The sequence below is a fragment of the Streptomyces hydrogenans genome (assembly GCF_014656075.1).
In the GTDB taxonomy this organism is placed as follows: Bacteria; Actinomycetota; Actinomycetes; order Streptomycetales; family Streptomycetaceae; genus Streptomyces; species Streptomyces hydrogenans.
In genome coordinates this window covers 1-10,708 of record NZ_BNBS01000187.1, presented here as the reverse complement: position 1 = coordinate 10,708, position 10,708 = coordinate 1, and the positions used below count along the sequence as shown (strand labels likewise).

12 protein-coding genes are annotated in these 10,708 nt (G+C 73.9%); 2 read left to right on the top strand and 10 right to left on the bottom strand.

Features of this window, described 5'->3' with window-relative positions; translation table 11 throughout:
* Positions 1-117: 117 nt before the first annotated feature.
* The 10 genes from IE321_RS38905 to hisD all read right to left on the bottom strand — a co-directional run bounded on the left by IE321_RS38905 (position 118) and on the right by hisD (position 7,834).
* The gene (locus IE321_RS38905) at positions 118-1,356 is read right to left on the bottom strand and encodes an MFS transporter (RefSeq protein WP_190226390.1); all 1,239 of its coding nucleotides are present in this window, start codon (positions 1,354-1,356) and stop codon (positions 118-120) included.
* Complete coding sequence (locus IE321_RS38900; protein ID WP_043223181.1) at positions 1,353-1,940, bottom strand: winged helix-turn-helix domain-containing protein; 588 nt, start codon at positions 1,938-1,940, stop codon at positions 1,353-1,355. Before IE321_RS38900 ends, IE321_RS38905 begins: the two co-directional genes overlap by 4 nt.
* Before the next feature lie 141 nt (positions 1,941-2,081).
* A complete protein-coding gene (gene hisF, locus IE321_RS38895) occupies positions 2,082-2,837 on the bottom strand; it encodes an imidazole glycerol phosphate synthase subunit HisF (protein WP_190226389.1) in 756 nt (251 codons plus the stop codon).
* Positions 2,834-3,232, bottom strand: coding sequence for a RidA family protein (locus tag IE321_RS38890; RefSeq protein WP_043223176.1), 399 nt, complete (start codon positions 3,230-3,232; stop codon positions 2,834-2,836). The genes hisF and IE321_RS38890 overlap by 4 nt, the downstream gene beginning before the upstream one ends.
* On the bottom strand, positions 3,229-3,957 hold the full coding sequence (gene priA, locus IE321_RS38885) for a bifunctional 1-(5-phosphoribosyl)-5-((5-phosphoribosylamino)methylideneamino)imidazole-4-carboxamide isomerase/phosphoribosylanthranilate isomerase PriA (protein WP_043223174.1): 729 nt from the start codon (positions 3,955-3,957) through the stop codon (positions 3,229-3,231). Before priA ends, IE321_RS38890 begins: the two co-directional genes overlap by 4 nt.
* Positions 3,954-4,601, bottom strand: a complete 648-nt coding sequence (gene hisH / locus IE321_RS38880) for an imidazole glycerol phosphate synthase subunit HisH (protein WP_043223172.1) — start codon at positions 4,599-4,601, stop codon at positions 3,954-3,956. Before hisH ends, priA begins: the two co-directional genes overlap by 4 nt.
* A complete protein-coding gene (locus IE321_RS38875) occupies positions 4,598-4,762 on the bottom strand; it encodes a CG2302 family histidine operon protein (protein ID WP_043223171.1) in 165 nt (54 codons plus the stop codon). Before IE321_RS38875 ends, hisH begins: the two co-directional genes overlap by 4 nt.
* Before the next feature lie 2 nt (positions 4,763-4,764).
* A complete protein-coding gene (hisB, locus tag IE321_RS38870) occupies positions 4,765-5,358 on the bottom strand; it encodes an imidazoleglycerol-phosphate dehydratase HisB (protein WP_030211590.1) in 594 nt (197 codons plus the stop codon).
* The gene (locus IE321_RS38865) at positions 5,355-6,488 is read right to left on the bottom strand and encodes a histidinol-phosphate transaminase (protein ID WP_226651690.1); all 1,134 of its coding nucleotides are present in this window, start codon (positions 6,486-6,488) and stop codon (positions 5,355-5,357) included. Before IE321_RS38865 ends, hisB begins: the two co-directional genes overlap by 4 nt.
* A complete protein-coding gene (gene hisD / locus IE321_RS38860; protein WP_190226388.1) occupies positions 6,485-7,834 on the bottom strand; it encodes a histidinol dehydrogenase in 1,350 nt (449 codons plus the stop codon). The genes IE321_RS38865 and hisD overlap by 4 nt, the downstream gene beginning before the upstream one ends.
* A 217-nt stretch (positions 7,835-8,051) precedes the next feature.
* Between hisD and IE321_RS38855 the strand changes: the two genes are divergently transcribed.
* Both IE321_RS38855 and IE321_RS38850 read left to right on the top strand, forming a co-directional pair.
* Entirely contained in the window at positions 8,052-9,647 is a 1,596-nt protein-coding gene (locus tag IE321_RS38855; RefSeq protein ID WP_043223164.1) for a hypothetical protein, read from the top strand.
* Positions 9,648-9,988: 341 nt separating this feature from the next.
* On the top strand, positions 9,989-10,708 hold a 720-nt coding region (locus IE321_RS38850), incomplete at its 3' end, for a hypothetical protein (RefSeq protein WP_190226387.1).

Genomic DNA, 10,708 nt, shown 5'->3' with positions numbered 1-10,708 from the left:
GGCGTTTCGGCCGTGCGGCGAGCGTGCGTGCCGGGCGGGCCGGACCCGACGGGAAGGGGCAGACAGGCCCTGGGGCCGGCCTGATCCGACGGGAGGGGCCGGACCGGCCCTACCCGTTCACTTCGGGAGTTCGGCGCGGCGGACGGCGCGGACGGCGAGGCCGTAGACGCCGGCGAGGGCGCAGACCGCGGCGCTGACGGCGAAGACCGGGCCTGGGCCCCAGACGCCGATGGCGGCGCCGGTGAGCGGGAAGCTCAGCGGCGCGATGCCGAGGCTGCCGAGGCCGGCGACGGCGCTCACCCGGCCGAGGTAGGCGGGGTCGCACTCGGTCTGGATCAGGGCGTTGCACAGGGCTCCGGAGAGTCCGGCGAGCAGGCCGATGGTGAGGGCGACGAGGACGGCGGGGGCGAGCCGGGGCAGCTGGGCGAGCGCTCCGATGGACACGGCGCCGATCACCATGGTCCAGCCCATGACGAGGCCGGTCCGGGGGACGTGGCCCTTCACGGTCAGCAGCAGGGAGGCGCCGCCCGCGCCGACGCCGAAGCCGGCGAGGACCCAGCCGATGCCGGAGGCGCCCCAGCCGCGCTGCTCGGAGAGGACGGCGAGGCCGACGTTGAGGGGGCCGACGAAGCCGAGGTCGCTGAGGAGGACGACGATCATCAGCGGGCCGAGCACCGGGTGCCCGCGGAGGTAGCGCAGGCCGTCGGCGAGGCCGCGCGGGGCGGTGCCCTCGCGGGTCTCCTCCTCCCGGGGAAGCGGGCGGAGCCTGAGCGCGGCGAGCAGGGGCAGGGAGAGCGCGAAGAGCAGGCCGGCGACACCGAAGGCGGTGGCGGTGCCGCCGACGGCGATGGCGAGGCCGCCGAGCGGGGCGCCGACGACGGCGCCCATCCGGTGGGCGAGGCCGCGCATCCCCTGGACGCGGGCGAGCTGGTCGCGGTCGGCGACCCGGGGCGGCAGGGCTCCGACGGCAGGCAGGAACAGCGCGTCCACGACGCCGAAGACGAGGGCGACGGCGGCGAGCGCCCACAGGCCGGGCGAGGCGAGGAAGAGGCTCGCCGCGAGGCCGAGGGTGACCAGGCAGCGGACGGTGTCGGAGGCGATGACGACCCGGCGCGGGCCGAGGCGGTCGGCGATCACTCCGCCGAAGAGCATGAGCAGCGCGCGGGGCACGGCCGCGACGGCCATGACGAGCCCCGCCTGGGCGGGGGTGCCGCCGCTGACCGCGGCCCAGGAGAGGGCGAGGTAGAAGACGCTGTCGCCGAGGGTGGAGGCGGTGTAGGCGCCGAGCCAGCGCAGGACCTGGGGGCTGCGGTGGGCAGGGGCGGCGGCGGGCGCGGCCCCGGTGACGGCGGTCACGGGCGGTAGGGGAAGGCGTGGAGGTGGACGGCGACGTTCTCGCGGCCCTCGGTGTCGCCGGCGGCCTCGGCGGCGCGGGCGGCCTGGTCGTACTTGCGCAGGACGGCCTCCAGTTCGTCGCCGAGGGCGGTGAGTTCGCCGGCGGTGAGGCGGGGCAGCCACTCGGAGCCGATCGAGGCGGCGCGCCAGGCGTCGGACCAGGTGTGCCGCTCGTCGAGGAAGCGGGAGTGCATCTCCGCGCGCTGCTCGCCGACCGTACGGCCGAAGGCGGCGCTCGCCGCGGCGAGTTCGGGGGCGTCCTTGAGGTCCTCCTCGTGGATGCCGAAGCCGTAGGAGCTGGGCTGCCACCAGCGCTCGCGCCCGTCGGTGGACTGGGCCTCGGCCTCCTCGATGAGGCCGCCGTCGGCGAGCTTGCGCAGGTGGTAGCTGACCAGGGAGACGGCCTCGTCGACCTGGTCGGCGAGTTGCGAGGCGGTGGCGGTGCGGGCGACGAAGAGGGCCCGGTAGAGGCGCATCCGCAGCGGGTGGGAGATGGCCTTGAGGGTGCCGAGGTCGGTGATCCGGCGGGTCTCGGAGGAGGTCATGTCCACGACCCTAGATACGAAAGGAAACTTGCACAAGATATGTTGCGCAAATAATCCTGTGCGTCTCGGAGGGCCGGCGGCAAAGAGAAAGGGCCCCCGAGGGGGCCCTTCCCTTCACACGTCCCGAAGCGGAACGACGTCTCAGCGGACCGCGTGGCCCGCCTCCCGCAGCGCTCCCTTGACCTCGCCGATCCGCAGGTCTCCGAAGTGGAACACGGACGCGGCGAGCACCGCGTCCGCGCCGGCCTCGACGGCCGGCGGGAAGTCCGCGAGCTTGCCGGCGCCGCCGGACGCGATCACCGGGACGGTCACGTGCCGGCGCACGGCCGCGATCATCTCGGTGTCGTAGCCGTCCTTGGTGCCGTCCGCGTCCATCGAGTTGAGCAGGATCTCCCCCGCGCCCAGCTCGGCGGCGCGGTGGGCCCACTCGACGGCGTCGATGCCGGTGCCCTTGCGGCCGCCGTGCGTCGTCACCTCGAAGGAGCCCGAGGCGGTGCGGCGGGCGTCGACCGACAGCACGAGGACCTGGCGGCCGAAGCGCTCGGCGATCTCCCGGATCAGCTCGGGGCGGGCGATGGCGGCGGTGTTGACGCCCACCTTGTCCGCGCCGGCCCGCAGCAGCTTGTCGACGTCCTCCGCCGAGCGGACGCCGCCGCCGACGGTGAGCGGGATGAAGACCTGCTCGGCGGTGCGGCGCACCACGTCGTAGGTCGTCTCCCGGTTGCCGGAGGAGGCGGTGATGTCGAGGAAGGTCAGCTCGTCGGCGCCCTCGGCGTCGTACAGCCGGGCCATCTCGACGGGGTCGCCGGCGTCCCGCAGGTTCTGGAAGTTGACGCCCTTGACGACCCGGCCGTTGTCCACGTCCAGGCAGGGGATCACTCGTACGGCGAGGCTCATGCCGCATCACTCCTGTACGCCTCGACCTCGACCTCGACCACAAGGCGGGGGTCGACGAAGCCGGAGACGATGATCATCGAGGCGGTCGGGCGGACCGCGTCGAACAGCTCCTTGTGGGCGCGGCCCACCTCGTCCACGTCCCGCGCGTGGGTGAGGTACATGCGGGTGCGGACGACGTGCTCGGCGCCGAGGCCCAGCTCCTTCAGGGCCGCGAGGGCGACGGCGAAGGAGTTGACGGTCTGCTCGTACGGACCGCCGTCGGCGATCTGGCCGTCGACCACCGAGGTGCAGCCGGAGACGAGGACGGTGCCGTTGGGCAGCTCGACCGCGCGGGAGTAGCCGAACTGCTCCTCCCAGGGGGCGCCGGTCACGACCTTGCGCACGGAGTCGGTCATACGGCGGCCACCGCCTCCAGCGCCTCTTCCAGGGTGAACGCCTTGGCGTAGAGCGCCTTGCCGACGATCGCGCCCTCGACGCCCAGGTGCGTGAGCCCGGCCAGGACGCGCAGGTCGTCCAGGGAGGAGACGCCGCCGGAGGCGACGACGGGCCGGTCGGTGGCCGCGCAGACGTTCTTCAGCAGCTCGACGTTGGGCCCGGTCAGGGTGCCGTCGCGGCCGATGTCGGTGACGACGTAGCGGGCGCAGCCCTCGGAGTCGAGGCGGGCCAGCGCCTCGTAGAGGTCACCGCCCTCGCTGGTCCAGCCGCGGCCCTTGAGGGTGGTGCCGCGCACGTCGAGGCCGACGGCGATCTTGTCGCCGTGCTCGGCGATGACCTTGGCGACCCACTCGGGGGTCTCCAGGGCGGCGGTGCCGAGGTTGACCCGGGTGCAGCCGGTGGCGAGGGCGGCGGCGAGCGAGGCGTCGTCGCGGATGCCGCCGGAGAGCTCGACCTTGATGTCCATGGCCTCGGTGATCTGCCGGACCAGGTCGCGGTTGTCGCCGGTGCCGAAGGCGGCGTCGAGGTCGACGAGGTGGAGCCACTCGGCGCCGGAGCGCTGCCAGGAGAGGGCCGCCTCCAGCGGGGAGCCGTAGGAGGTCTCGGAGCCGGACTCGCCGTGGACGAGCCGGACGGCCTGGCCGTCGCGGACGTCGACGGCGGGGAGGAGTTCGAGAGTGCTCACAGGGTTCCGATCCAGTTGGTGAGGAGCTGGGCTCCGGCGTCGCCGGACTTCTCGGGGTGGAACTGGGTGGCCCACAGGGCGCCGTTCTCCACGGCGGCCACGAAGGGCTCGCCGTGGGTGGCCCAGGTGACCTTGGGGGCGCGGATGTTCTTGTTGCCGACCTCCAGCGTCCACTCGCGCACCGCGTAGGAGTGCACGAAGTAGAAGCGGGCGTCGGCGTCGAGGCCGGCGAAGAGCTCGGTGTCCTCGGGCGCGTCCACGGTGTTCCAGCCCATGTGGGGCACGACCGGGGCCTTCAGCGGCTCGACCGCGCCGGGCCACTCGTCGAGGCCCTCGCTCTCGACGCCGTGCTCGATGCCGCGCTCGAAGAGGATCTGCATGCCCACGCAGATGCCCATGACGGGGCGGCCGCCGGAGAGCCGGCGGCCGATGATCCAGTCGCCGCGGGCCTCCTTGAGGCCCTGCATGCAGGCGGAGAAGGCGCCGACGCCGGGGACGAGGAGTCCGTCCGCGTTCATCGCCTTCTCGTAGTCGCGGGTGATCTCGACGTCGGCGCCGACCCGGGCGAGCGCGCGCTCGGCGGAGCGGACGTTGCCGAAGCCGTAGTCGAAGACGACGACCTTCTTGCCCGTGCCCGCCGTCATGCCCACACGTCCAGCCGCATGACGCCGGCGGCGAGGCACATCACCGCGCCGACCGACAGCAGCACGATGAGGCCCTTGGGCATCTGCTGCTTGACGAAGGAGTAGATGCCGCCGAGCAGGAACAGGCCGACGACGATCAGGATGGTGGAGAGACCGGTCACGGTTACAGCGCGCCCTTCGTGGAGGGGAGGATTCCGGCGGCGCGGACGTCGCGCTCGGAGGCGTAGCGCAGGGCGCGGGCGAGCGCCTTGAACTGGCACTCCACGATGTGGTGGGCGTTGCGCCCGTACGGCACGTGGACGTGCAGCGCGATCTGCGCCTGGGCCACGAAGGACTCCAGGATGTGCCGCGTCATGGTGGTGTCGTAGGAGCCGATCATGGGCGCCATGTTCTCGGGCTCGGTGTGCACCAGGTAGGGGCGGCCGGAGAGGTCGACGGTGACCTGGGCGAGGGACTCGTCCAGCGGGACCGTGCAGTTGCCGAAGCGGTAGATGCCGACCTTGTCGCCGAGGGCCTGCTTGAAGGCGGCGCCCAGCGCGAGGGCGGTGTCCTCGATGGTGTGGTGCGAGTCGATGTGGAGGTCGCCGTCGGTCTTCACGGTCAGGTCGAACAGACCGTGCCGGCCCAGCTGGTCCAGCATGTGGTCGTAGAAGCCGACCCCGGTCGACACGTCGACCTTCCCGGTGCCGTCGAGGTCGATCTCGACGACGACGGACGTCTCCTTGGTGGTGCGCTCCACGCGGCCTACGCGGCTCATGCGTTCTGCTCCTTCTTCAGCTCACGAACCGCGTCGAGGAACGCGTCGTTCTCTTCGGGGGTGCCGGCGGTGACCCGCAGCCAGCCGGGCACGCCGTTGTCCCGGACCAGGACGCCCCGGTCGAGGATCCTCCGCCAGGCGGCGTGGGAGCCCTCGGCTCCGTCGAAGCGGCCGAACTGGACGAAGTTGGCGTCGGACTCGGTGACCTCGTAGCCGATCGCGCGCAGCTCGGCGACCAGCCGGTCGCGCTCGGCCTTGAGCTGTTCGACGTACCCGAGGAGGGTGTCGGTGTGCTCCAGGGCGGCGAGGGCGGTGGCCTGGGTGACGGCGGAGAGGTGGTACGGCAGGCGGACCAGCTGCACGGCGTCGACCACGGCCGGGTGGGCGGCGAGGTAGCCGAGGCGGAGTCCGGCGGCGCCGAACGCCTTGGACATGGTCCGGGAGACCACCAGGTGCGGCCGGCCCTCCAGGAGGGGCAGCAGCGAGTCCCGGTGGCTGAACTCGACGTACGCCTCGTCCACCACGACCAGCGAGGGCTTCGCGGCCTGGGCGGCCGTGTACAGCCGCTCCACGACGTCGGCCTCGACGGCCGTGCCGGTGGGGTTGTTGGGCGAGGTGACGAAGACGACATCGGGCCGGTGCGCGGCGATGGCCGCCTCGGCGGCCGCCACGTCGATGGTGAAGTCCTCGTTGCGCGGGCCGGAGATCCAGCCGGTGCCGGTGCCGCGGGCGATCAGGGCGTGCATCGAGTACGAGGGCTCGAAGCCGATCGCGGTGCGGCCCGGACCGCCGAAGGTCTGGAGCAGCTGCTGGAGGACCTCGTTGGAGCCGTTGGCGGCCCACACGTTCGCCACGCCGACCGGGTGGCCGCCGGTGCGGGTGAGGTAGCGGGCCAGTTCGGTGCGGAGCTCCACCGCGTCCCGGTCGGGGTAGCGGTTGAGGCCGCGGGCGGCCTCGGCGACCCGCTCCGCGATCCGGGCCACCAGGGGCTCGGGCAGCGGGTAGGGGTTCTCGTTGGTGTTCAGCTGGACGGGCACGTCGAGCTGGGGGGCGCCGTAGGGCGACTGGCCCTTCAGCTCCTCACGGATCGGCAGGTCGTCGATCCCGATGGTGTCGTTCTGGTCGCTCACTTGCTCTCCGGCACCTTCCAGCCGAACCTGGCCTTGATCGCGGCGCCGTGGGCCGGGAGGTCCTCGGCCTCGGCGAGGGTGACCACGTGGTGGGCCACGTCGGCGAGCGCGTCGCGCGTGTAGTCCACGATGTGCACCCCGCGCAGGAAGGACTGCACGGAGAGGCCCGAGGAGTGGCAGGCGCAGCCGCCGGTGGGCAGGACGTGGTTGGAGCCGGCGCAGTAGTCGCCGAGGGAGACCGGCGCCCAGGGGCCGACGAAGACCGCGCCCGCGTTGCGGACCCGGTCGGCGAGGGCGGCGGCGTCGGCGGTCTGGATCTCCAGGTGCTCGGCGCCGTAGGCGTTGACGACCCGCAGGCCGTCCTCCAGGTCGGTGACGAGGACGATCGCGGACTGACGGCCGGCGAGGGCCGGGGCGATCCGGTCGTCGACGTGCCGGGCGACGGCGACCTGGGCCTTCAGCTCGGCCTCGACGGCGGCGGCCAGCTCGTCCGAGTCGGTGACGAGGACGGAGGCGGCCATCGGGTCGTGCTCGGCCTGGCTGATGAGGTCGGCGGCGACGTGCACCGGGTCGGCGGTGGCGTCGGCGAGGACCGCGATCTCGGTGGGGCCGGCCTCGGCGTCGATGCCGATGCGGCCCTTGAGGAGGCGCTTGGCGGCGGCGACGTAGATGTTGCCGGGGCCGGTGACCAGGTCGACGGGGGCGCAGCCGGGCCGTCCGTCGGCGGCGCCGTCGGCGGTTCCGTACGCGAACATGGCGATCGCCTGGGCGCCGCCGGCGGCGTAGACCTCGTCGACGCCGAGGAGGGCGCAGGCGGCGAGGATCGTGGGGTGCGGCAGGCCGCCGAACTCCTTCTGCGGCGGGGAGGAGACGGCGATGCCCTCGACGCCGGCCTCCTGGGCCGGGACGACGTTCATGACGACGGACGAGGGGTAGACGGCGCGGCCGCCCGGCACGTACAGGCCGACGCGGTCGACGGGGATCCACTTCTCGGTGACGGTGCCGCCGGGCACGACCTGGGTGGTGTGGGTGGTGCGGCGCTGCTCGCGGTGGACCAGGCGGGCGCGCCGGATGGACTCCTCCAGGGCCGCGCGGACGGCCGGGTCCAGCTCCTCCAGGGCGCGGGCGATCGCCTCGGCGGGGACGCGCAGGTCCTCCACCCGGACGCCGTCGAATTTCTCCCCGTACTCGATCACCGCGGCCGCGCCATGATGCCGTACGTCCTCGCAGATCGGCCGCACCTTCTCCAGGGCGGCTTCCACGTCGAACTCGGCACGGGGCAGCAGGTCGCGCAGGGCGGAACCCTCGGGGAGGGTCTCACCGCGCAGATCGATTCGAGAGATCACGGGTCAATTCTCGCAGACGGCCTTCCGGCCCCGGACGTCCGTATCACTGGCTGATACGTGGCTTGCTCCATGTTGATACACGCCACTGTGGCGTCTCCTCGCCACTCCTGACCGTTAGCGTTCAGCCCGTCACAGTGCGGGAAGAACGACTGTACGAATCCACGACTCCCGGGAAGCGGAGTGGTGGGAGCGCATCGGGGAGAGCGAGGGGGCGGCAGTGACCGAGCCGCACGAGAACGGAATGCCGGACGGTCTCACGGGCCCGGAGCGGGCCATGTGGCAGGCGTTCCGGATCGGCAGGACCTGCGATCTGACGGAAGGGGTGGCGGAGCGGGACGACCCGTTCGGGGAGGTCCCGTGGGGGCCGGAGCGGAGCGTGCGCGCCGACGTGGTGGCGGCGCTGCTGCTCGACGGGCCGCCGGCCCGGTCGGGCCGGGTGGCCGCGCTGAAGCTGCGCGGGGTGCGGATCACGGGCGTGCTGGGCCTGGCCGGCGGGACCGTGGCGCCCTACGTGGAGCTGCACGACTGCCGCTTCGACGACGAGGTGGTGCTGCCCGAGGCCCGCTTCGGCACGCTGCGGATGGTCGGCTGCGCGCTGCCCCGCCTGGAGGCGGCCCGGCTGCACACGGAGGGCGACCTGCACCTGCCGCGCTGCCGGGTGCGGCGCGGCATCCGGCTGACCGACGCGCAGATCGGCACGGACCTGCTGATCAACCAGATCAGCGTGTGGCCGGACGCGCGCGGCCGGGCGATCACCGCGGACGGCATGGTGGTGGCGCAGGACCTCCAGGCCGAGCTGATCGAGACGCACGGCGAGTTCAGCCTGCGCGGGGCGAAGGTCGGGGTCTCGCTCAGCCTGCGGGGCAGCGTGCTGCGCGGAGACCGGGGCCGCCGCGCGCTGAACGCCCCGCAGCTGACGGTGGAGCGGACGCTGTACCTCAACGCGGCCTGGGTGTACGAGGGCGGCGGCCAGTCCACGGCGACCCCGCCCTACGGCGTGACACCGGTGCGGGACGCCCGCCGCAAACCGGTCGAGTTCCACGGCGGGGTGCGGCTGGACGACGGCCGCTTCGGGGACGCGGTGGACCTGAACCACGCCCGCTTCCTGCTGAGCGGGGCGCGCCGGGAGGAGCTGTCGCTGCGCCGGATCGTCACCCCGGAGCTGCGGTTCAACGGCGAGCGGCCCGAGGAGGGCCGGGTGGTGCTGAACGGCGCGAAGGTGGTGACGCTGATCGACCTGTCGACCAGCTGGCCGGACCCGGGCGGGCTGGCGATGAGCGGCTTCGTCTACGAGAACCTGGTGCCGTACGGCCACTTCCCGCTGGCCCGGCGGCTCGCCTGGGTGGCGGCGGCGACGCCGGAGTACGCCCCGGAGCCGTACGAGCGGCTGGCGGCCGTGCTCCGCACCAGCGGGGAGGACGAGGACGCCCGGGAGGTGCTGCTCGCCAAGCAGCGGCGCAGACGCGAGACGCTGCCGCTCGCCGGGAAGCTGTGGGGGTACGTCCAGGACTGGACGGTGGCGTACGGCTACCGGCCGGGCCGGGCGGCGCTGTGGATGGCGGTGCTGTGGGCGGCGGGCACGCTGGCCTTCTCGCGGTACGAGCCGGTCCCGATCAAGGAGGGCGAGGGCCCGGCGTGGAACGGCACGCTCTACGCCCTGGACCTGCTGCTGCCGGTGATCACGCTCGGACAGGACGGCTACTGGCGCCTGGAGGGCGGCTGGCAGTGGGCGGCCGCGGTCCTGATCCTGCTCGGCTGGATCCTCGCCACCACGGTCGCGGCGGGCGCCACCCGGCTGCTGCGGAGGGGGTGATCCGTCCGCCCGGGCGCGCACGGCCACGACACGGGGCGCCGGGCGGTCCCGGGCGGGCCCCACGACGACCCGGGGCGCCAGGCGCTGCCGCGCCGGCCCCAGGGGCGTCTGGGGTCCCGGACCCGCCCGTCCCCGACGTCCGGACGACCACCGGACGGATCGCGGGTCGCCTTGGGCGGACTCGCCCGGACCCCGGTCGCCCGCCGGACGGGCTCGGCCGGCCGCCGGGGTGTCCTCGGGCGGGTCGCGTGACGGCCGGGGGGAGACCGGGTGAGATCCGGGTGAAGGGAGGCCGGCACGGCGGGCCCGGAGGGTCCCCCGGTGGGAAGATACGTCCTGCCATGTCCTTCCTCCGCGCCCTGGTCCGCACCGCCCGCACGGCCCGGCACGCCCCGCGCCTCGCCGCGGGTCTGACGCCGGACGACGACGTGCTGCTCGACGCCCCGGACGGGCGGCTCGCGCCCGCCCTGGTCGCCGCCGCGCTCGGCGACCCGGAGCCCGCCGCGAAGCTCCTCGCCACCACGCGGGACGCCGGGGAGTGGGAGGACCGGGACCGCTACGTGGGCCGGCTCGCCACCTTCGCGTACAGCCGGGGCGAGTGGCTGGACCGCTGGCTGGAGGCCGCGCCGCGCGACCCCGACGCCCTGCTGCTGGCCGCGCAGCTCGCGGTCCGCCGGGCCTGGGAGTCGCCGGCCCGGGCGGAGCGGCTGCGCGAGCTGGACCCGCTGCTGCGGCCGCTCACCGAGGACGCCGGGCGCGACCCGGTGCCGTGGCGGCTGGCGCTCGACCACGCGCGCGGGGCGCACGCGGGCCACGCGGTCTTCGAGGGGCTGTGGGAGCAGGCGCTGCTCCGCTCCCCGCACCACTACGGCTGTCACGTCGCCGCGCTGAAGTACCTGTCCGCGCAGTGGTACGGCTCGCAGCGGGCGGCCTTCGACTTCGCGGAGCAGGCGGCCGACGACGCGGCGCCCGGCTCGCTGGTGCGGGCCCTGCCGGTGCGCGCCGCCTACGAGGGACTGCGTCCGCTGCCGGGCGCGGGGAGGGACCGGCCGGCCGGTCCC

Excerpts from the sequence above, each read along its gene's own strand:
- IE321_RS38900 (WP_043223181.1), bottom strand. The coding sequence starts at position 1,940 with ATGACCTCCTCCGAGACCCGCCGGATCACCGACCTCGGCACCCTCAAG.
- hisF (WP_190226389.1), bottom strand. The coding sequence starts at position 2,837 with ATGAGCCTCGCCGTACGAGTGATCCCCTGCCTGGACGTGGACAACGGC.
- IE321_RS38890 (WP_043223176.1), bottom strand. The coding sequence starts at position 3,232 with ATGACCGACTCCGTGCGCAAGGTCGTGACCGGCGCCCCCTGGGAGGAG.
- hisH (WP_043223172.1), bottom strand. The coding sequence starts at position 4,601 with ATGACGGCGGGCACGGGCAAGAAGGTCGTCGTCTTCGACTACGGCTTC.
- hisB (WP_030211590.1), bottom strand. The coding sequence starts at position 5,358 with ATGAGCCGCGTAGGCCGCGTGGAGCGCACCACCAAGGAGACGTCCGTC.